Source organism: Bacillus proteolyticus (assembly GCF_001884065.1).
GTDB lineage: Bacteria > Bacillota > Bacilli > Bacillales > Bacillaceae_G > Bacillus_A > Bacillus_A proteolyticus.
Window position 1 is genome coordinate 24,976 of the sequence record NZ_MACH01000092.1, and the last position, 26,650, is coordinate 51,625.

Genomic DNA, 26,650 nt, shown 5'->3' on the forward strand with positions numbered 1-26,650 from the left:
ATGTATATTGCAGGGGTAATGTCCGGTACTTCGTTAGACGGAATAGATGTAGCACTCGTTCATATAGAAGGAAGCGGTGTAGGTTCTAAAGTTGAACTCATCCATTTTACTACTGTGCCATTTTATAATGATATGAAAAATGAGATCCAGCAGGCATTATCAATAGAAAATTCAAATGTCCAACTCATATGCAGTTTAAATTTCAAACTCGGTTTATGCTTCGCCAACGCTGTAAAGGAAGTTTGTAAAGAGTCAAATATTTCATTGGAAAAATTAGATTTAATAGGTTCTCACGGACAAACGATTTATCATCAGCCAAAGCAAGATGGTAATATGATTCCCTCAACATTACAAATTGGAGAGCCAGCAGTTATAGCATATGAAACGAACACTACGGTTATCTCTAATTTTCGAACGATGGATATGGCAGCAGGGGGACAAGGTGCACCACTTGTGCCATATTCAGAGGTCATTTTGTATCGTCATCAAACTAAAAATAGACTACTACAAAATATTGGCGGGATCGGCAATGTTACAGTGATTCCAAGTAAACAAAGTAATGAGAGCGTTATTGCTTTTGATACTGGTCCAGGGAATATGGTAATGGATGATGTATGTCAAAGATTATTTCAGTTACCATATGATCAAAATGGTAGGATTGCAAAACAAGGAGTAGTTGTAGATGAAATTTTGACATATTGTATGAACCATCCATTTTTGAAAATGAATCCACCGAAATCAACTGGTAGAGAACAGTTTGGAGAAGAATTTGTAAGTGAATTATTGAAGCGGTTTGGAAAGCATGGTAAAGAAAATCTTTTGACGACTGTAACGATGTTTACAGCAAGTTCAATTGTTCAACATTATAAGAAGTTTATTCTTCCATATTATGAAATCGATGAGGTAATTCTAGGTGGTGGTGGAAGTTATAATGATACACTTGTTGAAATGATACGGAATGGATTGAAAGAAGAAAAATGTGCAATATTCATTCAAGAAGATATAGGCTATTCTTCAGAGGCGAAAGAAGCAATCGCATTTGCTATTTTAGCAAACGAAACGCATCATCGTAATCCGAGTAATGTACCGAGCGCAACAGGTGCAAAGAAATCTGTAGTTTTAGGGAATACAACATTCCCTCCAATAAGAAGATGAAAATGAGGTGAACATATGAAGTATATGATTGGAGTAGACGGCGGTGGATCTAAGACAGAAGCAATTGTATTTGATAAAGATGGAAACGAACTTGTAAGAGCTACAAGTGGATTTGGAAACATTTTAATAGATTTTAAAGAAGCACTTTTTCATATTATGGAAGCGATTGATCAATGCCAGAAAAGTGTAGTGAAAGAGAATTGCGTTTGTATTTGTTTAGGATTAGCGGGTATAAGTGGAGCAAATACAAATGAATTAACATTACGTCTAAAACAGAAGTATGGAACACAAATTGAAGTTTTTAATGACGCAATGATAGCGCATGCAGCTGCTTTAAAGGGGAAGGATGGAATTATAACGATTGGCGGTACAGGCGCGATTTGTCTTGGAAAGAAAGGAGAAGTGTACGAGTATAGCGGTGGATGGGGGCATATTTTAGGTGATGAAGGAAGCGGATATTGGATTGCGTTACAAGGTTTAAAGAGAATAGCAAATCAATTTGATCAAGGAGCTGCACTTTGCCCATTAAGCTTAAGTATTCAAGACGAGTTTCAACTTTTGACATCGTCTCATATAAAAAGACTAGTATATAGCTCTTCAAAAAATAAAGTTGCAGCAATTGCACCATTCATTATTGAGGAAGCGAGAAATGGGAATGATGACGCACGTGAAATAATTATACAAGCTGGAAAGGAATTAGCTAGGATTACAGTAAATGTTTATAACAAGCTGAAATTTAAGCACCCAACTCCAATTGCAGTAAGTGGCAGCATATTGCGTTTAGTTCCTGAAATATATGCATTATTCAAGAAGTGCTGTGAAGAAAGTATGGAAGAGATTACATTTGTATCACAAACAGAAATGGCAGTGAAAGGAACATATTATTTAATGAAGGATAGATACTTTTAAGAATAGTTGTATGAGAATTTTTGTATGAATTGTAAATATATGATGTTAAAATATATAAAGGGATGTGGATAAAAAAGTACAATATACATAGTTCTTGAATATTGTATATGTATTCCCATGTAGAAAGTGAATGATAACATGATTAATAGTATGCAATTTTTGTATTTGGTGGCTTCTTATTTATTTGGAAACATATTGACCGCTTATATAGTAACGAAATGGAGACATAACGTTGATATTCGAGATGAAGGAAGCGGTAATCCTGGCGCAAGAAATATGGGGCGCGTATATGGTAAAGGGTATTTCGTCGCTACATTTTTAGGTGATGCAATTAAAGGGGCAATCGTAGTTTCTATTGCAAAATACCTTTTTGAAAATTCTACATTTGTAATGTTAGCTTTACTAGCTGTTTTACTTGGACATATTTACCCAATTGTATTTAAAGGCAAGGGCGGAAAAGGCATTTCAACATTTATTGGAGGATTAATCGCATTTGATTATTTGATAGCGCTTACTCTTATTGCTGTTTTCATTATATTTTATTTAATCTTTAAAGGATTTACTAAGCCAGGCTTAATTACAATCGCTTGTTTACCGGTTTGCATGATTTTGTATTCTTACTCTATTGTTACGACTATTTTAAGTGCTCTTATCATTGTACTTATTTTATATGTAAATCGAGAATGAAATGAACTTGTAATAAGTGGAGTTAATCTCCACTTATAATTTTTATTAAATACATAAAGGAGATACAACATGGGGTTAATTTATAAAGTTGCTGATCAAGCTTGGGAATTTGAACGTATACATGAATTGAATTATAAAACATTTGTAGAAGAAATTCCGCAACATGAAGAAACGAAAGAGCGTGTTCGTATAGATCGTTTCCATGAAGAAAATACATATTTAATTTGTTTAGACGATAATAAAGTAGTAGGTATGGTTGCGTTGCGAGGAAAACGACCATTCTCGTTAGACTATAAAATTTCAAATCTAGATTTTTATTTGCAAGAACATGGAGAAAATGTATATGAAATTCGTTTGCTTTCAGTAGAACGTGCATATCGAAATGGAAGAGCATTGTTAGGTTTAATTCGCTTTTTACATCGTTATTTGCTTCTAAATGGATATGAATTGGCGCTCATTTCTGCTACAACTCGTGAACTACCTTTATATGAGCAAATGGGATTCAAATCTTTCCATACGTTAGTTGGAACAGAAGAAGCAGCCTTCCAGCCAATGTATGTTACCCCTGCTATGTTTGAAGCGTCGAATGTTGGGGGTATTATGACGAAGGAATATACGTTTTTACCTGGTCCAGTCGATATTGAAGAGAATGTTCGAAAGGCATTTTCTACTAAGCCTACTTCGCATCGTTCTAAGTCATTTCAAGTGACGATGGAAAATGTGAAAAAACGTTTACTGCAAATGACAAAAGCAAAACGTGTGCAAATCATGTTAGGAACAGGGACATTCGCGAATGATTCGATTGCTTTACAGTTACGTTCTATAAAAGGGAAGGGACTAGTATTAACAAATGGGGAATTTGGTAATAGATTAGTTGGACATGCAACACGCGCACAATTACATTTTGATACGTATAAAAAAGAATTGGGAGAACCGTTTATTTATACAGAATTAGAAAAAATAATGGAAACTGGCAATTATGAATGGCTTTGGTTTGTTCACCATGAAACGTCAACTGGAATGTTAAATGATTTAGACGGGCTAAATACTCTTTGTAACAAGCGTCAAATGAAATTATGTGTAGATTGTATCAGTTCGATTGGAGCAATACCGATAAATTTAAAGGATGTATATTTTGCAAGCGGCGTTAGCGGAAAGGCAATTAAATCGTTTACTGGATTATCTTTCGTTTTTTATAATCACAATGTGAAAGTAAATGAGACATTACCGGCCTATATGGACATTGGTATGTACGAAGAAAATGAAAGTATTCCATATTCTCATTCATGGAATTTAATGTATGCATTGCAAGAAGCATTAAAAAGATTCGAAGATGAAATGGCATTTGAAAAAATAAAAGAGACGTATGCATATATTGAACAAGCTATTACTACTATGAGTTTAAAACTTGTTTCACCTAAAGAACATGCTGCATCAATTATACTTACCATTCAATTAAATAAAGGTCTTTCTTCTAAAGCAGTAGGTGATGCGTTAGCATTACAAGGATATATTGTTCATTATGAGTCATCTTATTTACAAACAAATAATTGGATCCAAATTGCATGTTTAAATCATTATAAAGAACGTGATATGAAGAGGATGTTAAATTGTTTGCAAATGTGTGTATTACAGAATGGGGTACATATATAAAAACTTTTTCTTAACATAGATGGATTCGTATAAAGGAGCTACTGCATACGAAAACTTAGAATAGATCATTGGAAGAGGTGTTATTATGATAACTAAAAAACTACCATTACATATAGACGATATTAAAAAAGCTCAAAATATTCTAGATAGAAATGCTCGTAAAACCCCATTAGTAAAATCTTTTTATTTGACTAGTAAAACGGGCGGAGAAATTCACTTGAAATTAGAAAATATGCAATTAACAGGTTCTTTTAAATTCCGTGGCGCATTTAATAAAATGTCGCAGCTCACGGATCAAGAAAAAGAACGAGGCGTAATTGCATGTTCAGCAGGTAATCATGCGCAAGGAGTTGCATTATCTGCACATTTACTTGGTATTAAGAGTAAAATTGTTATGCCAATTTCTGCACCACAGGCGAAAGTTGAAGCAACTAAAGGATATGGATCTGAAGTGATTTTACATGGTGAAACTTTTGATGATGCAAAGGCAAAATGTGAGGAGATTACAAGGGAAACAGGTGAAACATACTTACATCCATATGATGATGTAGAGGTAATGGCTGGTCAAGGTACAATTGGATTAGACATTCTGGATGATATGTGGGATGTTGATACTGTTATTGTACCAATCGGCGGAGGCGGAATTATTTCTGGTATTGCTGTTGCATTAAAATCTTTTAATCCATCCATTAATATAATTGGTGTCCAAGCAGATAATGTTCATGGGATGAAGGCATCTTATGACAAAGGTACAATTGTAGAACATTATGAGGCACCTACTATAGCAGATGGTTGCGCGGTTAAAATACCAGGAAATTTAACTTTTGAAGTTGTAAAAGAATTAGTAGATGATATTGTAACAGTATCAGAAAAAGAGCTGGAAGTAGCGATGAAAGATTTATTACAACGTGGAAAGGCTGTTGTAGAAGGTGCGGGTGCATTAGCTACTGCTGCTCTACTGGCAGGGAAAGTTGATCAATATATTAAAGGGAAAAAAGTAGTAGCGGTAATATCTGGTGGGAACGTAGACTTACAGCGTATTTCGAGTGTTTGTGAGCAATTTTTTGTGGCGAATGAAGTGAAGTAGTATTTTAAAAAATTGTTTTATGAACAAGGAGCTAAGAGGAATGATCTTAGCTCTTTTTAATTATGCCTGTGCTGAAGAAAATAATGACTCCATTTTTACTTTGCTCTTCTCTCGAATTTCAGCATCTGCGTGTCTCATAACATATTTATGCGCTACAGCGATTGCTAAAACATCATCTAATAAGCCAATCCCAATAATAGCAGCAATATCTGGAATGAAATCAATAGTTAATACGTAATAGGATAAAGCGGCTAATATTATGAACTTCGCTTTAGTAGGTAACCCTTTTTTTCTCATTGTGTAGTATAAAATAATACTTTCATATACGCTTGATTTCCCAAGGTTTGCTGAGCTTTTTTTGAACTTTTTCCAAAGTGTCTGTTTCTCCATATAAACACTCCTTTTACAAAAACATCGATTTTTTAAAAGGATAGACAAAGAAGTAGGGAAATAATCAATTATATTGTTTTTCTTATTGTATATTCCATAAAAATAGGGAATTACCTGTTCAAAATAATAGAATGTTGGTTATGTAACGACTCACAGTGTTTTGTTACATAAGTATGTACAGTAAAATGTATGTGGATGATTTATTTATTATTAAAAATTGAATAAAGGGTATGGGGGAAGAAAAATGAAGATAATAGAACTACCAATTGAATTTGAATTTAATGAGGCAAAACAATGTATTTATCCGAGCTTACTTATAGTAAACAATGAATTAACTTTAGTAGATACAGGTTATATAAACTTTTTACCTTTAATTGAAGATGCAATTGTAAAACTTGGGTATGAGATGGAAAACTTAAAAAATATAATTATTACTCATTATGATGATGATCATATAGGATCTTTATATGATTTCAAAATGAAATATCCTCACATTAATATTATTGCTAGTGAAATTGAATCTAACTACATTAATGGTGAAATAAAATCGGAGAGACTAGTCCAAGCTGAAGAAATGTTAGAATGTATGCCAAATGGAGAAAAAGAATTTGGTAAATGCTTTATACAACAGCTAAAAAATATAAGACATATTTCCGTCGATGAAAAAGTAAATGATGGCCAAATGATTTTGAATAATGAATGTCAAATAGTAGCGACGCCAGGACATACTTCGGGGCATATTTCATTATATTTTCCGAATTTAAACTGTGTAATTACGGGAGATGCAGCGGTTCAAGAGAATCGTGAATTAGTTATAGCTAATCCGAATTTTTGTTTAGATTTAGAAAAAGCGGAAGAGTCTTTAAAGAGGATTAAAAACCTTAAAGCTGTAACTTATTATTGTTATCATGGAGGGAAACTTACTGTTTAAAATAATAAAAAAACGATCTTTCCTATATCGAAAAAATCGTTTTTTTAATTCATAGATTCTGCAATTTGGATTAAATCCTTTACGTTATATTTTCCTTGTATATAGCGTTTGTTACCAATTGCAATTGTATATTGAAAACCATTCTTCTGAAAGATAAGTTCATATGCTGAATCAAAATGAGGATTATATAATGCTTTTATATTATTTTTTAAGCTGTAGAACGTAGCTCCCCTATGTACATAGAAGCCTAATTTGTTTTGAACTGGTGAAACAGTGATTTTAAAAATCCCATTAATATCTTCATTGTAGTATTGGAGGTTTAAGTAATCGTTATAGATGTACCCTTGAAATTCGTGAATTTCGAACGGGAATTTTGTAGGAGTAAGTATATGTTCCTTATACTTCATTTCATATTCTTTTACGATAGTAGCTTCTTTCATAAGTGGATTGGTACCATCATAAATTTGATTCATTTGAGATATTTTATTATTTTTTGTTACTATTTCTAAAATGAAACCGATAGTAAATTCATCATTAGTGCCTTTGAAATAAGAAATAAGAATTGTAGTATCTTCTTTTGGAGATCGTACTATTTTAATTTCATGAATAGGTTTTTCCTTTTGGAAAGTAGGTAGTTCAACTCCTTCTGTTACATATGACTGCATTAATTTTTTATCATTTTTGAGTAAAGCATGTTTGAATTCACTGATTACATCTGTTTGAGATTTCGCCATTATAATTGTGGTGGATTGAAAATATAGTAAGAAAAATAAGCAAAAAATTTTTATGAATGTAGTAGTTAATTTTATTATCATATAACTATCTTTCCATAAATTTGAAATATATATGTATAGGAGGAGAGAAGATGAGTTTATTGCTTGATGTAATAATGGATATAATTTTATTTTACCCTCGAAATGACATGAAATTAAAACATCATATTGCCAAATTAAGTGAATTTGAGTGGTTTCGAAGGCTACACGAAGATACAAAGTATACGAGATTAATTTGGAGTAATAGAAAAATTAAAAAGTTCATTTTGTCTTCTACTAACATGGAAGCATTAATAAATTCGGAGGAAAAACAAAAAGAATTTATTCATCTAGTACACGAGGAATATAAAAAAAGAAGATAAGAATTTTTTTATTTTTCATATTTGGCGAAACAAATGGTACAATGAAAGCTAATGTGAAAAATAAGGAAAAGAAGTGGTCTATTTGAAAAACTTTTTAGAATTAGGAATTAGTGAAACTTTTAATCATACATTACGTGAAAATGGAATTACAGAAGCAACACCAATTCAAGAGAAAGCAATTCCGGTAATACTGTCTGGTAAAGATATAATTGGTCAAGCAAAAACTGGAACAGGTAAAACACTTGCATTCGTGTTACCGATTTTAGAAAAAATCGATCCAAAATCTAGTGATGTTCAGGCTTTAATTGTTGCGCCAACAAGGGAACTAGCACTGCAAATTACAACTGAAATTAAAAAAATGCTTGTTCAAAGAGAAGATATTAATGTACTAGCGATTTATGGCGGGCAAGATGTAGCGCAACAATTGAGAAAATTAAAAGGTAATACACATATTGTTGTAGCGACACCAGGACGACTATTAGATCATATACGACGTGAAACAATTGATTTAAGTAATCTTTCAACGATTGTACTAGATGAAGCTGATCAAATGCTTTATTTCGGTTTCTTATATGATATTGAAGATATTTTAGATGAGACACCTGATAGTAAACAAACGATGCTATTCTCAGCAACGATGCCAAAAGATATTAAAAAATTGGCGAAACGTTATATGGATGAGCCGCAAATGATTCAAGTACAAAGTGAAGAAGTAACGGTAGATACAATTGAACAGCGTGTCATTGAGACGACAGATCGTGCAAAGCCAGATGCACTTCGTTTTGTTATGGATCGTGATCAGCCATTTTTAGCTGTTATTTTCTGTCGTACAAAGGTTAGAGCAAGTAAGCTTTATGATAATTTAAAAGGACTAGGTTATAATTGTGCTGAACTTCATGGTGATATACCTCAAGCGAAACGTGAAAGAGTTATGAAGAGTTTCCGCGAAGCTAAAATTCAGTACTTAATTGCGACTGATGTAGCAGCTCGTGGACTTGATGTAGATGGTGTAACGCACGTATTTAACTTTGATATTCCAGAAGATGTAGAAAGCTATATTCACCGCATTGGCCGAACAGGACGTGCAGGTGGATCAGGTCTTGCAATTACATTCGTTGCAGCGAAAGATGAAAAACATTTAGAAGAAATTGAAAAAACGCTTGGTGCACCACTGAAAAGAGAAATAATTGAACAACCGAAGATAAAACGTGTTGATGAAAATGGAAAACCGTTACCAAAGCCGGCTCCAAAGAAATCAGGTCAATATCGTCAAAGAGATAGCCGTGAAGGTTCTAGAAGTGGTTCAAAAGGTGGTCCAAGAAACGATTCAAGAAATAGTTCGAGAAATGATAACAATCGATCATTTAATAAGCCAAGTAATAAGAAAAGTAGTACAAAACAAGGTCAGCAAAGACGTGGCCGTTAAATAGTTATTATTCTAAAAGAGTCGCAATGCGTTGCGGCTCTTTTTTGTTTTTATACAATGAAGTCGATATAAGTACAAGGGTGGTGCACAGAAGTAATTTTTAAAATTTCATTCACCGAATTGAAAAATTAAGAATTCATAAAGGAAATCAAAAGTAGGATGTTGTATATGTACAATAATTAGGAAACTTTTTATTAACTAAACATATAATTTAAATAGACCGACAGTCGGTCTGGTGGGAAGGGGAACTTGAATGCGAATTGTAAAGGAGTATGAGGAGCGCAGAAAGGAAATTTTAGAAACTGCTGAACGTTTATTTGTTACTAAAGGATATACGAAAACAACAGTAAATGACATTTTAAAAGAGATAGGGATAGCAAAGGGGACGTTTTATCATTATTTTAAGTCGAAAGAAGAAGTGATGGATGAAATCATTATGAGGATTATTAAAGCGGATGTTGCTAAAGCGAAAGTAATCATCTCTAATCCAAATATCCCAGTTTTAGAAAAGTTATTTCGAGTTTTAATGGAGCACTCGCCAAAATCAGGTGACATAAAAGATAAAATGATTGAACAATTTCATCAACCCAATAATGCAGAAATGCATCAAAAAAGTTTAGTACAATCCATTATACATTTATCTCCTGTTTTAGCGGAAATTTTAGAACAAGGAATCGATGAAGGCGTATTTTCTACACCATACCCACAAGAAACAATTGAATTATTACTCTCTTCAGCACAAGTCATATTTGATGAAGGTTTATTCCAGTGGAAGCCGGAAGAAATGATGAGAAGAGCGAAAGCTTATATTAAAATGATGGAAGTATCTGTTGGAGCGAAAGAAGGATCCTTTGATTATATGATCGAGGTTTTAATGAAACAGAAATAGCTTTTTTCTGTTTGGGTATTATAGACCGGCAGTCGGTCTAAATTTGAATGAAGGGTGTGATGAAGATGCCAGCAAGTATAAAATCTTCGATGAAAGATTTTCACTTAATGGTGAGTGGGCAAATTATTACTATTTTAGGATCAACACTTTTACGTTTTGCTCTGTCGTTATATGTGCTAGATATAACAGGGCGTGCTGATATATTCGCAGGATTATATGCTGTTACGAGTATTCCGTTTTTGTTAGCCCCTGTTGGCGGAGCGATAGCAGATCGTTTCAATCGCCGTAATGTAATGGTCATTTTTGATTTTATTAACGCTGCGATTGTATTAAGCTTTATAGTTTTATTATTTACTGGATCTGTATCTATTATATTGATTGGGACAATTATGTTTTTACTAGCAGTTATTAGTGCAATGTACTCACCGGTTGTAATGGCAAGTATTCCGCAATTAGTTCCTGAGAAAAAGTTAGAACAAGCGAACGGTATCGTAAATGGTGTGCAAGCACTATCTAATATAGTTGCGCCTGTATTAGGTGGAATATTGTACGGCATAATTGGTTTGAAAATGCTCGTAATAATAAGTTGCTTCGCTTTCTTTTTATCTGCGATTTTAGAATTGTTTATTACAATACCTTTTATAAAAAGAGCGCAAGAAAGCCATATCATACCGACAATTGTAAAGGATATGAAAGAAGGGTTTATATACGTTTTAAAACAACCATTTATTTTGAAATCTATGCTTTTAGCCGCATTACTAAATTTAATACTAACACCGCTATTTGTAGTTGGTGCTCCAATTATTATAAGAGTAACAATGGAAAGTAGCGATACTTGGTATGGAATTGGAATGGGGTTGATCGATTTTGCTACTATTTTAGGTGCATTATCAATAGGTTTTTTTGCGAAAAAACTACAGATGAAAACACTGTATTACTGGATGCTTTTAATAGCTTTATTAGTAATACCAATGACACTATCAGTTACGCCATTTATTCTTAATTTAGGATACTATCCATCATTTATCCTCTTTATACTTTCTTCTATTCTAATTGCAATGATCATGACAAGTGTATCCATCTATGTGATTACTGTAGTCCAAAAGAAAACACCAAATGAAAACCTAGGAAAAGTAATGGCAATTATAATAGCAGTATCTCAATTTATGGCGCCAATTGGGCAAGTCGTTTATGGTTTTATGTTTGAAGAATTCAGTATGAACATTTATTTACCTATATTAGCAATTAGTTTCATAATGATAATAATAGCGATAGTGACGAAGAAAAAATTATGGAATGAAGGGAACTAGCTTCATATGATTAAGAGAATGTTAAAACGAGATTTATCTCAAAATAAAATGATAATTACCATTTTATTTATGTTTATCATGTTATCAAGTCTTTTAATGGCTAGTGCTTCAAGTAACGTTATAAATCTATTGAATTCAATGGATCAATTGTTTAAAGTATCAAGCGCACCGCATTTCGTACAAATGCATGCTGGAGAAATAAATCAAAAGTCAATCGATTTATTTGTTAAAAGAACGCCTATTATAAAAAAACAGCAAACGGCTGAAATGGTTCAAATAAATGGAACCAACATTTTTATAAAGAAGAAAAATCAAGCGGAACATAATAGTGTAATGGACATTAGCTTCGTGAAACAAAATAGTAATTTTGACTTTTTATTAAATTTGAATAATGAAGTGGTCGATGTTAGGAAAGGGGAAATAGGTGTACCCATTTATTATATGCAAAAATATAATTTGCATATTGGAGATAAAATATGGGTTGTTAAAAATAATAATGAACTAGAATTTACTATTTCAGCATTTGTTCGTGATGTTCAAATGAACCCATCAATTGTTAGTTCAAAACGATTTGTAATAAGCAATGAAGATTTCGAAAGAATAAAGGGGGATTTTGGAGAAAGCGAATATCTTATTGAATTCCAGCTAACAGATGTAGATAAAATAAATGAATTTGAAAACCTATACCAGTCATCGAACTTACCTCAAAAAGGTCCCTCTATTACGTATTCACTCTTTAAAACACTCAATTCATTAACAGATGGAATAATAGCTGCAGTACTTATCATAATAAGTGCATTATTAATGATAATCGCAATTTTATGTATTAGATTTACGATTATTACTTCAATGGAAGAAGACTATCAGGAAATTGGTGTAATGAAAGCTATCGGCATTAAAAGTAAAGATATTCAAAAACTATATGTAACAAAATATGTTGTTATTTCTGCTAGCGGATGTATATGTGGATATATACTTTCATTATTTGTTTCAAAAATATTCACCTCTAATATCTCACTTTATATGGGGACAGCAAATACAAGTGTTTTACATTTTGTTGTACCATTAATAGTCACAGCTTTGTTATTTCTAGCCGTTATCCTTTTCTGTCGTCTCATTTTGCGGAATTTCAGGAGAATAACAGCAATAGATGCTTTACGATCAAAAGATAATCTAGGAAAGAGGAAGGTAAAAAGTTCTTTTTCTCTCTCTCAAACTAATATTACAAATGTAAATATATTTATTGGTATACAAGATGTAGTAAAACGATTTAAGTTATATCGCGTATTAAGTATCGTATTAATCATAGCCGTGTTCATGATTGTTGTACCTGTTAACTTTTTGTATACGATTCAGTCACCGAAGTTTGTAAATTATATGGGAACAGGAAAAAGTGATATTCGAATAGATTTACAGCAATCTGAAAATATAGAGAAACGATTTAAGGATGTAATTTCATATATACGAAATGATGAAGAAGTAGAAAAATATGCAGCATTTGTAACGAGTACATTTAAAATGGTGAACGCTGATGGTACACATGAAAACTTAAATATAGAAGTAGGAGACTTCACTCAATTTCCAGTAGACTATATTCAAGGTATGGCACCAAAAAATGAAAATGAAATTGCTCTTTCTTATATGAACGCAAATGAATTAAAAAAGAATGTAGGGGATCATATCGTTTTATTTGTGGATGGGAAAGAAGAAACACTAACGATTAGTGGTATGTATCAAGATGTAACGAATGGTGGGAAAACAGCTAAAGCTAGTTTTTCTAATAATAATGAAAATATATTATGGTATGTAGTAAATGTAGATACGAAGCCTACTGTGAATCTGCAAGAAAAAGTGAAGGAGTATAAACAAAATTTTAATTCTGCAAAAATAACAGATACGGATGATTATTTAACGCAAACTTTAGGAGAGACAATTAAACAATTAAGACTCGTGACTCAAGTGGCTATTTTGATTGCGATATTGATATCAGTTTTAATTACTGCGATGTTTTTTAAAATGTTATTAGCAAAAGACTCCTCCCAAATATTAATAATGAAAAGTATTGGTTTTTCTAGAAAAGATATTCGTATACAGTATATAACACGTTCTATCGTCATTGTATTATTAGGCATTGTGACAGGGACATGTATAGCTGCTACACTTAGTGAAATGTTAGTAAGTTGGTTAGGCTCATTTATGGGAGCAGCTCATATAAAGTTTGTCGTAAATCCCATCGTTTCTTATGTAATATGTCCAGCTATTTTATTTATATCTGTGACTGCAACAACAATTTTCAGTAGTTTTACTATGAAGCAAACAAACGATGTAAAGTCAAATGGGGAGTAGGGGTGTATCACTTGAAAAAAAATTTAGAAGTAAGGCAATTAAACAAAACATATTCAATAGATGGAAATGCAAATTATCACGTGCTAAAAAATATAGATTTAGAGGTTTATGAGGGAGAATTTGTATCGGTTATGGGGCCTTCTGGTTCTGGGAAATCGACGTTACTATATAATATTAGTGGAATGGATCAAATGTCATCAGGAAGTGTGAAAATTGGTAGTAAAGAAATATCTTGTATGAAAGAAGAAGCGTTAGCCAAATTGCGCCTTACTGAAATAGGATTTATTTTTCAGCAGAGCAACCTTCTTAGAAACTTGAATCTATTTGATAATATCATTTTGTCTGCATATTTAGCGAAATGTGAGAGTAAGAAAATAGTAAATCAACGTGCTCTGGAGCTAATGGGGAAAATGGGGATAAGTGATATAGCGTCTCATTATATAACCGAAGTATCTGGAGGGCAATTACAAAGGGTCTCTATATGTAGAGCGCTTATTAATAATCCAAATGTTATTTTTGCAGATGAGCCGACTGGTGCTCTAAATTTAAAATCAACAGAAGAAGTAATGCAAATATTATTAAATATTAACCGTGATGGAACGACTATTATGTTAGTAACTCATGATGTAAAGGTAGCAGCGAAAACAGAAAGAGTTCTTTTTATGGCAGACGGTGAAATTGTTAGTGAAATACAGTTAGGTAAGCTTAGGAACGATGATTTAAAAGCGCGAGAAGAGAAGTTGTTAAAATGGTTAGCTGTACTTGGATTTTAAAGACAAAAACTCCTATTGGGTATAGGAGTTTTTTCTTTGCTTGAAAGTTCAATAAGATTTATAATAATTTTCTGACTATTAAATTTAGGGGGATATAAATGAAAAGTGAAACTTTGCATACTCAAGAAGATATTACTAAAATGCTCGATTCATTATTAAGATCGGCAGAACCATTTTGGAATGAATTTTATGCGAATAGAGAAAAAGATGTTCCGTTTTTTGAAAATGTTCCGGATGAGAATCTGGTTTCATATATAGAAACAGGATGGGTTTCCAAAGGGAAAGTGCTGGAACTTGGATGTGGCCCAGGAAGAAATGCAATTTATTTAGTGACTGAAGGATTTGATGTAACAGCAGTGGATTTATCTATAGAAGGCATTAATTGGGCGAAAGAGAGGGCATTAGAAAAAGGAATAGGAATTCACTTTATTTGTGATTCAATTTTTAATTTAGAGGTTCAAAATGAATTTGATTTTGTATACGATTCGGGTTGTTTACATCATATTCCACCACATAGAAGGATACATTATGTGGATTTAATTAAAAACTCATTGAAATCGGGTGGTTATTTCGGATTAACATGTTTTGCAGCAGGTGATTTAGATGAGCGAAATGGATCAGAAATAACAGATTGGGACGTATATAGAGGTTGGAGTTTACAAGGTGGTCTTGCCTATTCGGATGAAAAATTAAGGGAGATATTTAAAGAGTTTGAAGTGATTGAAATTAGGAAGATGAAACAAATTGAACAACCAAATACTATGTTTGGAGAGTCATTTCTTTGGACAGCATTATTTAAGAAGAAATAAGGAAGTAGATAATTGACAAACTCATCGTTTTTATAGACAATACATTTACAAGAATATACGTTCGGTTTTTGTTAGCCGGTGTATGTTTTACATAAATACATAACAAGGGGCTGTCTCCATATGAGTAACACAAATCAAAAAATTACTACGTTTTTAATGTTTGAGGGCAAAGCTGAGGAAGCGATGAATTTTTATACGTCGCTATTTGATCAATCAGAAATTGTAAGTATTTCTCGCTACGATGAAAATGGACCTGGTAAAGAGGGAACCGTAATTCATGCAACTTTTACGCTAAATGGCCAAGAGTTTATGTGTATTGATAGCTATGTAAATCATAATTTTACATTCACTCCAGCTATGTCTCTTTATGTAACTTGTGGGACAGAAGAAGAGATTGAAACGGTCTTTCATAAACTAGCGCAGGATGGAGCAACTCTTATGCCTTTAGGTTCTTATCCGTTTAGTAAAAAGTTTGGCTGGTTAAATGATAAGTATGGTGTATCTTGGCAGTTAACTCTTGCTGAATAAAAAAGAAAAAGCGTAGCGTATTTGTTTAATGGATTTAGTTAAAATCTTGAAAAATTAAATAACATAAAAAAGCGTTCCAACTGTCAACAGGTTTGGAATGCTTTTTTTATGTGGAAGTGAGTTGTTTAAAACTTACCAATTCTACGATTATTTTAAATGAATGGAATGGATGTGTAATTTTGTGTCTTTTTAGAATTTTTAGTGATTATTAATATTTATCTGTTAATATAAATATAGACAACTATGTATTAACTATCAGGCGGGTTAATAGAAAAAGGAAAGCATAAATAGTTAATAAGCTTACACATAAAATGCAACTAGATTGTTAGGAGGACTAATCACAATGGATATTACACAACAAAACAGTAATGCATGGGATAAGAAGGTTGAAGAAGGTTCTAGATACACGCAGCCTGTAAGTAGCGAGGTTATTGAGAAAAGCAAATCAGGTGAATGGGAGATTACAGTGACTACGGAAAAATCAGTTCCTAGAGAGTGGTTTCCAAAGTCATTAGATGGATTAAAGATACTTTGCTTAGCATCAGGTGGCGGACAACAAGCACCAGTTCTAGCTGCTGCTGGAGCAGATGTAACAGTTACTGATATATCTAAGAAGCAATTGGAACAAGATGAAAAGGTAGCAAAACGGGATGGTTTGACTTTAAAAACAGTACAAGGAGATATGTCAGACCTTAGTGATTTTGAGAATGAATATTTTGATATTGTTGTAAATCCTGTTTCTAATTTGTTTGTAAAAGATATTCATCTTGTATGGAATGAAGTTTCTAGGGTTTTAAAGAATAAAGGTATTCTTATTTCTGGATTTACAAATCCGTTACTATGGATTTTTGATGATAACCAAGAACAAAAAGGTATTCTTGATGTTAAACATTCAATTCCTTCATCAACATTGGATTATTTACCAGAGGATGAAGTTCAAGATTACATCGATTCAAATCAAACAATAGAATATGCGCATACTCTAGAAGACCAAATCCAAGGCCAAGTTGAAGCTGGTTTTGTTATAACAGGTTTTTATGAGGATGATTTTGGTGGAACAAGGATATTAGATAAGCATATTAAAACCTTTATTGCGACAAAAGCTATAAAGGTAAAGATGGATTAAGAATTTTTGCTTGTCATACGGGGCGTTAGTCGAAGACGGCTCTTAAAATAGAAAAGGATGGTGCTTTCCATCCTTTTCCTTATGTATTTTGAGTGTCGAAACTATTCTCAAAACAAGTTTTACACTACCAATTGTATAATTAGGTTATGCTTTTATATTAAGAATTTTGCTGGCCGAATCTTTTTCCAAGTTTAGCTAACAATTCAGGCTGATCGGCTTGGCTCATTTCAACTTCAATAAAGATAAGTTGATTCTTATTTAAAGTTATATTCGTTAAGACTTCTGCTAACTCTATTTCATTTTCCACCTTACATGTTAGACTTTTTTTTCTAATCCGAATACGTTTGCGAGTTTTGTGTAATACCACATTTGTATGTCATTATACGATTCGTTTTGGCCGTAAATTGCACGTTCAACAGTGTATCCGTTGTTCTTGATTAAAAATATAATCGGTTTCAAATTTTGACGTAGTATAGTTGATAACTCTTGGGCAGTTACTTGGAAAGAACCATCACCAATACTAATAATACAATCAGATTCATCAATTCTCTTTCGCAAATACGGAGAACTTACATCACCAGTATAAACCCCTTTAAATTGAGGGGGTTTTTCTGGGAATATTCCTTTTCCCATACTTAACGTCGCGATAGGAAACCCAGTTTTTTCTACGAATTGATGTAAATTTTCTTTAGCGTGAAATCGATCTACTTCAAAATCAGCTAAAATTACAGGGTTTTGGCGTTATTTATTTTTGAAGTGGCATGTAGAAGCATTTTGTCCAATGCTTCTTTATTACTTAAAATCGGTTTATATAAAATTGGTTCTGTAGGTTTATTAATGGGTTTATTATACACATCAATCGGCAAATTAATATGAACAGGGCATTTTTTCATTCCAACATGCACGTAAAACACGGTCAATTTCCTCAGCAGCATGCTCAGGTGTTACATTTGTTTGTGTCACAGTGATTTCTCGATACATAATGGAAAAGTGATCGAACTTTCCATCGCCTAACGTATGATGGACGATTGCTCCATTTTCCATTACTTTTGTTGGTGGAGTACCCGTGATTTTTATAACTGGCACGTTTTCTGCATATGAGCCAGCAATACCGTTAATGGCGCTTAATTCTCCGACACCGAAAGTAGTAATAAGAGCAGCGATTCCTTTTATGCGAGCATATCCATCTGCAGCATATGCCGCATTTAATTCATTACAATTGCCAATCCACTTTAAATTTTCATGTGCTACTACATCATCTAAAAAGGCGAGATTATAATCACCAGGAACCCCAAATATATGTTCAATTCCTAATTCGTGTAGTCTATCCAATAAATATGTACTTACAGTATATTGTTTTTCCAAATGAATCATCCCCTAATTATGCAATGAATGTTTCAATAAACTAAATAAGTTCTAATGCGTTGATTAAAATATTCAATACTAGATTGTGGTATAATTTACATACAGGGGGAAAGTAGATGACACAGCATAAAGAAGAACAGATGAATGAGGCATTAGCATTATTTTACTTTGCATATAAAACATTTACTGAAAAGCCAGATGAAATTATAAAAGAGTACGGTATACAACGAGTACATCACCGAATTTTATTTTTTATTGCACGTTTTCCAGGGATAAGTGTAAATGAGTTATTATCACTGCTAGAAATAAGTAAACAAGCTCTACACGGACCATTACGACAACTTGTGGAAAAGAATTTAATTGAGAGTAATGAAGCTACACATGACCGCCGTGTGAAACAGTTATCTTTAACAGAAGAAGGTACAGATTTAGAGAAAAAACTGAGCGATGTTCAAAGGATGCAAATGGATGCTATTTTTTCAAAATTTGGTGAATCATGCGAAGAAAATTGGCATCAAGTTATGAATGAAATGGCAAATAGCCGATCAGGTTTTGATGCTTGGATATCGAAACGGGAAATACCAGTCGATCAAAAATAATGAGAAAATATATCTGTTTTTATAGTTTGAAAAAGAACAAATTTTATCCATGCATTTGGCAACTATGGATAAATCATAGAGTGAATGGATAAAAAGTTACATTACTAGATACTTTATACGTGTACGCGATGGAACAAAAAAATCCACATTTCCGAGAGGGGAATAATAATGATAAAACTTGTACTTATTCGTCACGGACAAAGTTTATGGAATCTTGAAAATCGCTTTACTGGATGGACTGATGTAGATTTATCAGAGAATGGATTAAGTGAAGCAAGAGAAGCAGGAGCAATATTAAAGGAAAATGGTTATACTTTCGATGTTGCTTACACATCTGTATTAAAACGAGCAATCCGAACTTTAAGGATTGTGCTGCATGAAATGGATCTTACCTGGGTGCCTGTACATAAATCGTGGAAACTAAATGAAAGACATTATGGCGCACTACAAGGATTGAATAAAGAAGAAACTGCAAAAAAATATGGAGAAGAACAAGTTCATATTTGGAGAAGAAGCATTGATGTAAGGCCACCTGCTCTTACTGAAGATGACCCTAGATATGAAGCGAACGATCCAAGATATAAAACACTTCAAAAAGATGAATTCCCATTAACTGAATGTTTGGAGGATACGGAGAAACGAGTGCTTAATTATTGGCATTCAGAAATTGCACCGTCATTAAGAAGTGGTGAGAAAGTAATTATTTCATCTCATGGTAATACAATTCGATCGCTAGTGAAATACTTAGACAACCTTTCAAATGATGGAGTGGTTTCATTAAATATTCCAACTAGCATTCCGCTTGTTTATGAATTAGACGAAAATTTACGTCCGATTCGTCATTATTACTTAAGTATTGATGGAGAAGTACCTGAAGGGGAAATTCCGAAACATATTTCTTTTTAACATGAAAATTTGTAACGCGTGCTTGTCTACATATACAATGTAGATTCATGATAAAAAGACGTGGTACCTTCTAATGTATATGCGATATTGCTAAATTTAGAAGCTTGTCCACGTCTTTTGTCATAAAGAGAGCTGCTTGTGCATGTAATGATATCGTGAGTAGTTTTTGAATGGAGGGTGATGTGATTGGTGATCTCTAACATTCGAATCGGCTTATTTATTTTAGCAATCGTTTTTCTAGTACTTGTTTTCTTTTACTGGAGAAACGAAGAGTTATACGAGGAGAAAAAGCAACGTATTAGAAAGACCTGGTATGGGTTGTTTATAATATCAGTCACCGTATATTTCATGATAAAAGGAATTGATTTAACCCTCTGGAAAAATCTTTTAATGTTCACTGCAATGGTTATTTTCGTTGATATCGCATTTATTTTAACACCTAATATTTCAGAAATATGGGGAGCGAAATTTAGTGATATCGGCAAGACTGTTCAATCGATAAAACGGTCATTAATTGCTTCTAAAGCAAGAGGAGAAATATACACGACAATTATTCAAAATGTTAATCCAGCAGTATTCGGTACGATGGAATGGCATACAGAAGAGGAATATACAAAAAGCTTAAATGCATTTTTAGATTCATATGGGGAAAAGGTTGGTGCGAAAATTGTTGTTTTTGAAGCCGCGAAGGAATTAAATACAAACTTTCGTGGTATTCGCTCGCAATTTAGTATTATTGTTCCCGTAGAACACGTTGAACAGTTGAATGAGCAAAAAGCTGTTCAAATAGAAAACGTTGGGATTATACCAGCAAAAATAGTAAGTGATGTTTTCATTGTTATTGATGGGAAGAAAAATAACCTGCAAGATCGAGATTTTGAAAATGTATATAATTTAACTATACATCATAGTTATTTTAGTAAGTAGGACAGAATTTTCTGTCCTACTCTTTTATACATAAATTCGGAATAAATCGGAAAAAGTTGAATAAAATCGGACAATCATTCCTACACTAGCACGTAGAGGTGATTGTAGTGATAAAAGATTATGACAATGATTTTTTTAAAGAAGACAATGAAGATACGACAGATTTCTCGTTAATAAAAGGAGATACATTACAGCAAGTAGAAGAATTAGAAGAAGAGTTAAAAAGAAAATCATGATTGTACACTTTGTCTGCATTTGCTATATAATATAAATAGAAGATTGTATCTTTTTAAAGAGGGGGAGAAGAGATGGCTGAATTAAATGTACAAAAGTCTTCATTTTTTAAAGAAAAAAAAGAAGAACTAAATACAGATTTCTCTCTTGTGAAAGGTGCATTAACGGAAAATGTAAATCGATTAGAAAAATTTGTAGAGGCAATTCCATATAAGTATATAAAAGAGAATGCGTAAAAACATTCTCTTTTAAATTACCTCTTTATGATTTGTTTATGCGTCATTTCTTTTTTTTGTTTAAAAATGATTTTATACATATAATACCCAAGGGATGCAAAAATGAATCCAATAGCAGCACCAACTATTTCTTTCATAAACAATAAGTATAACGAAGCAATAATTAGGGTAAATAAGATTAAAATTAATACATACTTTGAAATAAATTCTAACCCTTTGTACACTAGTAGAATGACACCTGAAAGAACAGTGATGATAGGTAATATCCTATTTTCGAAAAAGCCTTCTTTTTTTTTGCTAGAATGCTGTTGTTTATTCAATATAAATATACTCCCATCTGAAAGGATTAATCTTTTATTAGTTTTGCTATTTCATTTTCGAAAAGATTTTTGGTTAAATAGGTTATATCAAAGGAATCATTTATTATATTTCGAGTTAATAGCCATTGGGAAAAAGATTTATCTAATTTCCCTAATGATGCAGCAGTTTTTTCTAATGTTGAAAAGTCTTTTAAGGGAATTAATTTATTCCATATTTCTCCTGCCTTACCATTAACCCATTTACGAGTGACGATATCCACTAAATCATTTCTTTTTTTGTTAGGAAGAACATTTAATACACCTGCCATTATACCTAATTTAACGGTGGGAGATAATGAGGTCATCAATCCCTTTTTGAGAGATTCGAGCAAACTTCCCTCATTTGTAGATAACTCAGCTCCTGTTTCATTATCTACTTTTCTGAATTTTTCGGCCGCTCTTTTTAGTTGAATTTCAATCTGTTGAAGGCAGTGAATATATTTATTCATTACTTGGCTAGATTGTTGAAAATCATAATAAAATTTTTCTTTGGTAGAACCATACCAAATTGATTCAAGATATGAGATATCTTGTCGAAGGTTAGTAAATTGTACTTGTGCTTGCTCTTGAGCACTTTTAAACTTGTTAACGGAAGATTCTAATAATTCTGGAGTCACGATGATATTCAATATGGTTAATCTCCTTGTATGAAAAATTATTTTAACCAAAAATATATTAGATGAAAATTCCATTAAAATCTACTTTTATATAATATCAAATATTATTATTAAATAGTAGATTAATATTGGTAATTTTATGATAATTAACAAAAATAAAAAAGAGAGAATTCCAGGTAGGAGTTGAAGATATAACAGATTTCTCGTTAATAAAAGAAGATACATTACAGCAAGTAGAAGAATTAGAAGAAGAGCTAAAAAGAAAATCATGATTGTACACTTTGTCTGCATTTGCTATATAATATAAATAGAAGATTGTATCTTTTTAAAGAGGAGGGAGAAGAGATGGCTGAATTAAATGTACAAAAGTCTTCATTTTTTAAAGAAAAAAAAGAAGAACCAAATACAGATTTCTCTCTTGTGAAAGGTGCATTAACGGAAAATATTAATCGGTTAGAGAAACTGATGAATAATAGCAATTCAAAATATATACGAGTGAAAAAAACAAAAGAAAATGCATAGTGCATTTTCTTTTGTTTTTTTATTTAATGTTAAACTTTTCTTTTATTTTTTTAGGTAAATCTGCTTTCTGAATCTCTTCATAGGACTTTACTTCAATTGATGATATTTCATTTTTGTTATTATCATCTTGATCTACATAAAGGCGTAAAAACGCGTCTTCATTTAATTTATGGTCGTTTTCTTTTTTTGTACTTCTAAATGTAATTTGTTTTTTGACGCCATCTTCATCATATGCGGGCAGCGTATAGTTTCGTAAGTTTCTACCTTCTACTTTTTCGGTATTTCCTTCGCCTTTTATCTGCACGTAATATACATCTTTACCAATTCGATTTAGTGATGCTCTCTCACAGCCAATAGTAAAACTAGAAAATAATAAACATAGTGTAATAAATGCTGAAAACTGTTTCATTTTCTTTATCTCCTTCACTTTGTTTCTTTACACAGTATACGGCTATTATGAAATGAGAAAAATCGAAATAAATTACAACATCCTTACAATGTTGTAAGAGTGTTGCACATAAAATGAACAACATATTAAAAAGTTAAAAGAAAAGTAAAATAACGAATCATGGTATAATGATAAAAGACTTACATATTATTTTGTCATTTTGAGAGGAGCTTAAAAATGTATTCTACTTTAGAACAATTAACAAAGCACCCTGTATTTTATCATTTTGCGGAAATATCAAAGATTCCTAGAGGATCAGGTAATGAAAAGGAAATTAGTGATTATTTAGTGGGCTTTGCAAAAGAGCGTAAATTAGAAGTGATTCAAGATGAAGCATTAAATGTCATTATTAAAAAAGAAGCAGCTGCTGGCTATGAAAATGTACCAGCTATTATTATTCAAGGTCATATGGATATGGTTTGTGAAAAAAATCAAGCAACAGTACATGATTTTGAAAAAGATCCAATTGAATTACGAATCATTGGGGACATGTTATATGCTAATCAAACAACTTTAGGTGCTGATAATGGTATTGCAGTTGCGTATGCATTAGCTTTATTAGATTCAAAAGACATTCCGCATCCAGCACTTGAAGTCGTTATCACTACTGAAGAAGAAACAACGATGGGCGGGGCTTTTTCTGTTGATCCAAATCATTTTGAAGGAAAGGTATTTATAAATATTGATTCTGAAGAAGATCATAAATTACTTGTAAGTAGCGCAGGTGGTGCGAAAGCTGTTGAAACAATTCCCGTGATTTGGGATGAAACGCCAGCGAATATGGATGCATACCGTCTATATGTTGGCGGTCTAAAAGGCGGGCATTCTGGTATGGAAATTGATAAACAACGCGGTAATGCGAACAAAGTATTAGGACGAGTATTACGTGATTTATCAGTAAATACGGAGTTTAACATAAGTGAAGTTCACGGCGGATTAAAAACGAATGCAATTCCGCGTGAAAGTGTAGCTACAATTTTATTACGTCAAGAAGATGTAGAGAAGGTAGAAGAAAAGCTTGAGTCATGGACAAGAGTATTACAAGAAGAAATGCGTGCTGTTGATCCAGATATTCATGTTACACTTACAAAGTTGGATGAGAAAGTAGAAAAAGTATTTGCTAAAGAAACACAAAAGCAGCTTATTTCATCATTATTCTTAATTCCGAATGGTATTCAAAGTATGAGCATGGATATTAAAGGTCTAGTAGAAAGCTCAACAAATTTAGGTGTTATTGAAACATTGCAAGATGAAATTAAATTACGTAACGAAGTGCGAAGTTCTGTAAGTAGTTTAAAACAGCATGTTGCAGAAGAAATCAAATATATTGCTGAATTAGTTGGTGCTTCATTTGAAATAGAGTCAGAGTATCCAGAATGGCCATACAATCCAAACTCACAAATTCGTAATTTATTTGAAAAAGTACATCAAGAAAAATACAATAAAGAAATTGAAATCTTCGCTGTACATGCGGGGATTGAGTGTAGTGCATTCGTTCAAAAGATGCCTGAATTAGATGCAATTTCATTCGGACCAGACATTTTCAACGTCCACACTCCGGATGAACATATTAGTATTTCTTCTGTAGTGAATAACTGGGGATTCTTCATTGATGTAATGAAGGGTACGAAAGAATTAGCTAAGTAATAATGAAAGTAGCCTATATAATTCTATAGGCTACTTTTTTGCATTGAATTTTATCCCGCATTAACGGGCAGTAAGACCCCCACCTCAAAATTCGGCGAAAGCAAAGAAGTTAGGTTGGGGATCAACTGCCCATAAAAGCCCGATTGGTTCAACTAATAATCAGTGGGGAATGAACAAAACCCCCACTGATTTAAGTTCCACTTTATGAGAACTATGGATGTTAATTTTCATTATGAGTTTTTTAGTTGATAGTTTTGTTCTTATTTCTAGAAGAAATTGTACCAAAGATTGCTCCGGATATTGCTCCGATTAAAGTCATAAAAATTGCACTCCATGCTGCAAATGACATTATTACACCTCCAAATAATAAATTATTGTTTCTTAATCCCTTTAATAGAAATGATGATTGCAACAACTACTAAGAAAATAAGAGGAGACCAAGAATAGAAAGACATGTAGCATTCCCCCTTCAATATCCATTTAAGATATTTATATAAATTAATTATCACATGTTTTTAAATCGAACATATAGAATATGCAATATTGCATATTGAATTGTAGAACTTAAAGAGGTGGAAACAGTTGTTGAATAAAAATGATAATTTATATAGAAAGTAAGGATTTTTTAACCCTTAAAAAGGGCAAACAATGAAAAAACTCCTCTATCTTATATAAGGTAGAGAAGCTTTTAAAATAGTTTTTGTCTAATAACAATAGTATTCAATATATATTTACTGGTTAGATAAACGTAAATTATTTTGAGATTTTAAAGCTGCCCCCATAATAATAATTTTCTCCAAGTTTCATAACGGCTACATATGTTCCTGGATTATAAACCTTAGTAATAGGTGTTACAAATCTACCATAATTAGGTTTTAAACCTGAGTCATAAATGGTTTTATATCTATGCAAGTTTATTTCATCATTTTCATTTCCGCTTAATTTATATATTTTTACAATACCAGTATCTTTACCACCAGTATATATAGTAACATCGAATGTATCTCCATGTTTTAAGTCACCAACTGCCAACTCTTCTATAAAATCTGCATTATGGTGTAATAAAAAATAGCTTTGCCACCGCCAATTATCTAAAAATCGTGATTCTTTTTGTGTAAGTTGCGATTCAGCAGACACAGGTGGGAGCGTACCAATTGTATTCGAAAATAAAAATCCTCCAACAGTCAATGCACCAATAATTGTCGATTGCCTTAAAAGTTTCATGTTCTAAACCTCCTATTTACTTAAGGATTCAGAAATCGTTTTTGTGAAAAACTAGCTGTGAAATCTAATGGATGATAATATCTTCTATAATCATATTAACATTTATTGATTTATCAGACAAATCAATAAAAAATAAAACTATATCGAGGGAGTTAAGGCTAATATAAGAAAGAAGTTAGATGTATATCTAAGAAATCTGTATTATATGTAATTAGGATTTGTTATTTGAAAACTCGATTGTTTTAATGCTGAAATTTCAATTCATACTTTAAGTTTCAGTACATAATTTTACAATTTGACTTATGTAATTTATCACGTTATGATTTTTTTATTATAAAAGAAGGGCTTGAAGATAATGATTCGTCGTTTGAGAAAGCTAAAGAATGTAGCAGTCGTAGTAAGCTTCTAAGTA

General features: G+C 32.4%; 28 protein-coding genes and 1 pseudogene. 22 read left to right on the plus strand and 7 right to left on the minus strand.

Features of this window, described 5'->3' with window-relative positions; all coding sequences use genetic code 11:
* The 5 genes from anmK (at position 1) to tdcB (ending at position 5,491) form a co-directional block, all read left to right on the plus strand.
* Positions 1 to 1,155, plus strand: coding sequence for an anhydro-N-acetylmuramic acid kinase AnmK (gene anmK / locus BAQ49_RS14635; protein WP_071745917.1), 1,155 nt, complete (start codon positions 1 to 3; stop codon positions 1,153 to 1,155).
* 15 nt (positions 1,156 to 1,170) lie between these two features.
* A complete protein-coding gene (locus BAQ49_RS14640; protein ID WP_071745918.1) occupies positions 1,171 to 2,064 on the plus strand; it encodes a BadF/BadG/BcrA/BcrD ATPase family protein in 894 nt (297 codons plus the stop codon).
* Between the two features lie 138 nt (positions 2,065 to 2,202).
* Positions 2,203 to 2,751: a glycerol-3-phosphate 1-O-acyltransferase PlsY gene (plsY, locus tag BAQ49_RS14645; protein ID WP_071745919.1), complete on the plus strand. Its 549-nt coding sequence runs from the start codon at positions 2,203 to 2,205 to the stop codon at positions 2,749 to 2,751.
* A gap of 69 nt (positions 2,752 to 2,820) precedes the next feature.
* Positions 2,821 to 4,404, plus strand: coding sequence for an aminotransferase class V-fold PLP-dependent enzyme (locus BAQ49_RS14650; RefSeq protein ID WP_071745920.1), 1,584 nt, complete (start codon positions 2,821 to 2,823; stop codon positions 4,402 to 4,404).
* An 85-nt stretch (positions 4,405 to 4,489) separates the two neighbouring features.
* Positions 4,490 to 5,491: a bifunctional threonine ammonia-lyase/L-serine ammonia-lyase TdcB gene (gene tdcB / locus BAQ49_RS14655; protein ID WP_071745921.1), complete on the plus strand. Its 1,002-nt coding sequence runs from the start codon at positions 4,490 to 4,492 to the stop codon at positions 5,489 to 5,491.
* Positions 5,492 to 5,551: 60 nt separating this feature from the next.
* Here tdcB and BAQ49_RS14660 read toward each other — a convergent pair whose 3' ends face one another.
* On the minus strand, positions 5,552 to 5,881 hold the full coding sequence (locus BAQ49_RS14660) for a YkvA family protein (protein ID WP_071745922.1): 330 nt from the start codon (positions 5,879 to 5,881) through the stop codon (positions 5,552 to 5,554).
* Positions 5,882 to 6,125: 244 nt separating this feature from the next.
* On the opposite strand from BAQ49_RS14660, the gene BAQ49_RS14665 reads away from it, so the two are divergent.
* A complete protein-coding gene (locus BAQ49_RS14665) occupies positions 6,126 to 6,812 on the plus strand; it encodes an MBL fold metallo-hydrolase (protein ID WP_071745923.1) in 687 nt (228 codons plus the stop codon).
* A gap of 44 nt (positions 6,813 to 6,856) precedes the next feature.
* Here BAQ49_RS14665 and BAQ49_RS14670 read toward each other — a convergent pair whose 3' ends face one another.
* On the minus strand, positions 6,857 to 7,627 hold the full coding sequence (locus BAQ49_RS14670; protein WP_071745924.1) for a hypothetical protein: 771 nt from the start codon (positions 7,625 to 7,627) through the stop codon (positions 6,857 to 6,859).
* Positions 7,628 to 7,677: 50 nt separating this feature from the next.
* Between BAQ49_RS14670 and BAQ49_RS14675 the strand changes: the two genes are divergently transcribed.
* The 9 genes from BAQ49_RS14675 (at position 7,678) to BAQ49_RS14715 (ending at position 17,154) form a co-directional block, all read left to right on the plus strand.
* A complete protein-coding gene (locus BAQ49_RS14675) occupies positions 7,678 to 7,947 on the plus strand; it encodes a hypothetical protein (RefSeq protein WP_071745925.1) in 270 nt (89 codons plus the stop codon).
* Positions 7,948 to 8,020: 73 nt separating this feature from the next.
* The gene (locus tag BAQ49_RS14680; protein ID WP_071745926.1) at positions 8,021 to 9,373 is read left to right on the plus strand and encodes a DEAD/DEAH box helicase; all 1,353 of its coding nucleotides are present in this window, start codon (positions 8,021 to 8,023) and stop codon (positions 9,371 to 9,373) included.
* Between the two features lie 253 nt (positions 9,374 to 9,626).
* Positions 9,627 to 10,262, plus strand: a complete 636-nt coding sequence (locus BAQ49_RS14685; protein WP_071745927.1) for a TetR/AcrR family transcriptional regulator — start codon at positions 9,627 to 9,629, stop codon at positions 10,260 to 10,262.
* 47 nt (positions 10,263 to 10,309) lie between these two features.
* Complete coding sequence (locus tag BAQ49_RS14690) at positions 10,310 to 11,572, plus strand: MFS transporter (RefSeq protein WP_084667448.1); 1,263 nt, start codon at positions 10,310 to 10,312, stop codon at positions 11,570 to 11,572.
* A 6-nt stretch (positions 11,573 to 11,578) separates the two neighbouring features.
* Positions 11,579 to 13,918, plus strand: a complete 2,340-nt coding sequence (locus tag BAQ49_RS14695) for an ABC transporter permease (protein WP_071745928.1) — start codon at positions 11,579 to 11,581, stop codon at positions 13,916 to 13,918.
* A gap of 11 nt (positions 13,919 to 13,929) precedes the next feature.
* A complete protein-coding gene (locus BAQ49_RS14700; RefSeq protein WP_071746265.1) occupies positions 13,930 to 14,691 on the plus strand; it encodes an ABC transporter ATP-binding protein in 762 nt (253 codons plus the stop codon).
* Between the two features lie 98 nt (positions 14,692 to 14,789).
* The gene (locus tag BAQ49_RS14705) at positions 14,790 to 15,500 is read left to right on the plus strand and encodes a class I SAM-dependent methyltransferase (RefSeq protein ID WP_071745929.1); all 711 of its coding nucleotides are present in this window, start codon (positions 14,790 to 14,792) and stop codon (positions 15,498 to 15,500) included.
* 120 nt (positions 15,501 to 15,620) lie between these two features.
* Positions 15,621 to 16,028: a VOC family protein gene (locus BAQ49_RS14710; RefSeq protein WP_071745930.1), complete on the plus strand. Its 408-nt coding sequence runs from the start codon at positions 15,621 to 15,623 to the stop codon at positions 16,026 to 16,028.
* Positions 16,029 to 16,371: 343 nt separating this feature from the next.
* Positions 16,372 to 17,154 carry a class I SAM-dependent methyltransferase gene (locus BAQ49_RS14715; RefSeq protein WP_071745931.1) on the plus strand — a complete coding sequence of 261 codons (783 nt, stop codon included), beginning with the start codon at positions 16,372 to 16,374 and terminating at the stop codon, positions 17,152 to 17,154.
* 157 nt (positions 17,155 to 17,311) lie between these two features.
* On the opposite strand, the pseudogene BAQ49_RS14720 reads toward BAQ49_RS14715, so the two are convergent.
* Positions 17,312 to 18,528: pseudogene (locus BAQ49_RS14720) on the minus strand (alpha-keto acid decarboxylase family protein).
* Positions 18,529 to 18,635: 107 nt separating this feature from the next.
* Between BAQ49_RS14720 and BAQ49_RS14725 the strand changes: the two are divergent.
* The 5 genes from BAQ49_RS14725 to BAQ49_RS32955 all read left to right on the plus strand — a co-directional run bounded on the left by BAQ49_RS14725 (position 18,636) and on the right by BAQ49_RS32955 (position 21,421).
* Positions 18,636 to 19,118 carry a MarR family winged helix-turn-helix transcriptional regulator gene (locus BAQ49_RS14725; RefSeq protein WP_071745932.1) on the plus strand — a complete coding sequence of 161 codons (483 nt, stop codon included), beginning with the start codon at positions 18,636 to 18,638 and terminating at the stop codon, positions 19,116 to 19,118.
* 168 nt (positions 19,119 to 19,286) lie between these two features.
* Positions 19,287 to 20,024, plus strand: a complete 738-nt coding sequence (gene gpmA / locus BAQ49_RS14730; RefSeq protein ID WP_071745933.1) for a 2,3-diphosphoglycerate-dependent phosphoglycerate mutase — start codon at positions 19,287 to 19,289, stop codon at positions 20,022 to 20,024.
* 189 nt (positions 20,025 to 20,213) lie between these two features.
* Complete coding sequence (locus BAQ49_RS14735) at positions 20,214 to 20,951, plus strand: type II toxin-antitoxin system SpoIISA family toxin (RefSeq protein ID WP_116733469.1); 738 nt, start codon at positions 20,214 to 20,216, stop codon at positions 20,949 to 20,951.
* 107 nt (positions 20,952 to 21,058) lie between these two features.
* Positions 21,059 to 21,187: a hypothetical protein gene (locus BAQ49_RS14740; protein ID WP_029438356.1), complete on the plus strand. Its 129-nt coding sequence runs from the start codon at positions 21,059 to 21,061 to the stop codon at positions 21,185 to 21,187.
* 72 nt (positions 21,188 to 21,259) lie between these two features.
* Complete coding sequence (locus tag BAQ49_RS32955; protein ID WP_071745935.1) at positions 21,260 to 21,421, plus strand: stage II sporulation protein SB; 162 nt, start codon at positions 21,260 to 21,262, stop codon at positions 21,419 to 21,421.
* Between the two features lie 17 nt (positions 21,422 to 21,438).
* Here the strand turns inward: BAQ49_RS32955 and BAQ49_RS14750 are convergent, their stop codons facing one another.
* Positions 21,439 to 21,741 carry a hypothetical protein gene (locus BAQ49_RS14750; protein ID WP_071745936.1) on the minus strand — a complete coding sequence of 101 codons (303 nt, stop codon included), beginning with the start codon at positions 21,739 to 21,741 and terminating at the stop codon, positions 21,439 to 21,441.
* 26 nt (positions 21,742 to 21,767) lie between these two features.
* Positions 21,768 to 22,409: a WXG100 family type VII secretion target gene (locus tag BAQ49_RS33310; RefSeq protein WP_199640242.1), complete on the minus strand. Its 642-nt coding sequence runs from the start codon at positions 22,407 to 22,409 to the stop codon at positions 21,768 to 21,770.
* A gap of 333 nt (positions 22,410 to 22,742) precedes the next feature.
* On the opposite strand from BAQ49_RS33310, the gene spoIISB reads away from it, so the two are divergent.
* The gene (gene spoIISB / locus BAQ49_RS32960; RefSeq protein WP_071745937.1) at positions 22,743 to 22,919 is read left to right on the plus strand and encodes a stage II sporulation protein SB; all 177 of its coding nucleotides are present in this window, start codon (positions 22,743 to 22,745) and stop codon (positions 22,917 to 22,919) included.
* A gap of 19 nt (positions 22,920 to 22,938) precedes the next feature.
* Here the strand turns inward: spoIISB and BAQ49_RS14765 are convergent, their stop codons facing one another.
* Entirely contained in the window at positions 22,939 to 23,328 is a 390-nt protein-coding gene (locus tag BAQ49_RS14765) for a YxeA family protein (protein ID WP_071745938.1), read from the minus strand.
* 216 nt (positions 23,329 to 23,544) lie between these two features.
* Between BAQ49_RS14765 and pepD the strand changes: the two genes are divergently transcribed.
* A complete protein-coding gene (pepD, locus tag BAQ49_RS14770; protein WP_071745939.1) occupies positions 23,545 to 25,014 on the plus strand; it encodes a beta-Ala-His dipeptidase in 1,470 nt (489 codons plus the stop codon).
* Positions 25,015 to 25,767: 753 nt separating this feature from the next.
* Here pepD and BAQ49_RS14775 read toward each other — a convergent pair.
* Positions 25,768 to 26,238 carry a DUF5065 family protein gene (locus tag BAQ49_RS14775; RefSeq protein WP_071745940.1) on the minus strand — a complete coding sequence of 157 codons (471 nt, stop codon included), beginning with the start codon at positions 26,236 to 26,238 and terminating at the stop codon, positions 25,768 to 25,770.
* Positions 26,239 to 26,650: the final 412 nt, after the last annotated feature.

Excerpts from the sequence above, each read along its gene's own strand:
- anmK (WP_071745917.1), top strand. The coding sequence starts at position 1 with ATGTATATTGCAGGGGTAATGTCCGGTACTTCGTTAGACGGAATAGAT.
- BAQ49_RS14640 (WP_071745918.1), top strand. The coding sequence starts at position 1,171 with ATGAAGTATATGATTGGAGTAGACGGCGGTGGATCTAAGACAGAAGCA.
- plsY (WP_071745919.1), top strand. The coding sequence starts at position 2,203 with ATGATTAATAGTATGCAATTTTTGTATTTGGTGGCTTCTTATTTATTT.
- BAQ49_RS14650 (WP_071745920.1), top strand. The coding sequence starts at position 2,821 with ATGGGGTTAATTTATAAAGTTGCTGATCAAGCTTGGGAATTTGAACGT.
- tdcB (WP_071745921.1), top strand. The coding sequence starts at position 4,490 with ATGATAACTAAAAAACTACCATTACATATAGACGATATTAAAAAAGCT.
- BAQ49_RS14660 (WP_071745922.1), bottom strand. The coding sequence starts at position 5,881 with ATGGAGAAACAGACACTTTGGAAAAAGTTCAAAAAAAGCTCAGCAAAC.
- BAQ49_RS14665 (WP_071745923.1), top strand. The coding sequence starts at position 6,126 with ATGAAGATAATAGAACTACCAATTGAATTTGAATTTAATGAGGCAAAA.
- BAQ49_RS14670 (WP_071745924.1), bottom strand. The coding sequence starts at position 7,627 with ATGATAATAAAATTAACTACTACATTCATAAAAATTTTTTGCTTATTT.
- BAQ49_RS14675 (WP_071745925.1), top strand. The coding sequence starts at position 7,678 with ATGAGTTTATTGCTTGATGTAATAATGGATATAATTTTATTTTACCCT.
- BAQ49_RS14685 (WP_071745927.1), top strand. The coding sequence starts at position 9,627 with ATGCGAATTGTAAAGGAGTATGAGGAGCGCAGAAAGGAAATTTTAGAA.
- BAQ49_RS14690 (WP_084667448.1), top strand. The coding sequence starts at position 10,310 with ATGAAGGGTGTGATGAAGATGCCAGCAAGTATAAAATCTTCGATGAAA.
- BAQ49_RS14695 (WP_071745928.1), top strand. The coding sequence starts at position 11,579 with ATGATTAAGAGAATGTTAAAACGAGATTTATCTCAAAATAAAATGATA.
- BAQ49_RS14705 (WP_071745929.1), top strand. The coding sequence starts at position 14,790 with ATGAAAAGTGAAACTTTGCATACTCAAGAAGATATTACTAAAATGCTC.
- BAQ49_RS14710 (WP_071745930.1), top strand. The coding sequence starts at position 15,621 with ATGAGTAACACAAATCAAAAAATTACTACGTTTTTAATGTTTGAGGGC.
- BAQ49_RS14715 (WP_071745931.1), top strand. The coding sequence starts at position 16,372 with ATGGATATTACACAACAAAACAGTAATGCATGGGATAAGAAGGTTGAA.
- BAQ49_RS14725 (WP_071745932.1), top strand. The coding sequence starts at position 18,636 with ATGACACAGCATAAAGAAGAACAGATGAATGAGGCATTAGCATTATTT.
- gpmA (WP_071745933.1), top strand. The coding sequence starts at position 19,287 with ATGATAAAACTTGTACTTATTCGTCACGGACAAAGTTTATGGAATCTT.
- BAQ49_RS32955 (WP_071745935.1), top strand. The coding sequence starts at position 21,260 with ATGGCTGAATTAAATGTACAAAAGTCTTCATTTTTTAAAGAAAAAAAA.
- spoIISB (WP_071745937.1), top strand. The coding sequence starts at position 22,743 with ATGGCTGAATTAAATGTACAAAAGTCTTCATTTTTTAAAGAAAAAAAA.
- BAQ49_RS14765 (WP_071745938.1), bottom strand. The coding sequence starts at position 23,328 with ATGAAACAGTTTTCAGCATTTATTACACTATGTTTATTATTTTCTAGT.
- pepD (WP_071745939.1), top strand. The coding sequence starts at position 23,545 with ATGTATTCTACTTTAGAACAATTAACAAAGCACCCTGTATTTTATCAT.
- BAQ49_RS14775 (WP_071745940.1), bottom strand. The coding sequence starts at position 26,238 with ATGAAACTTTTAAGGCAATCGACAATTATTGGTGCATTGACTGTTGGA.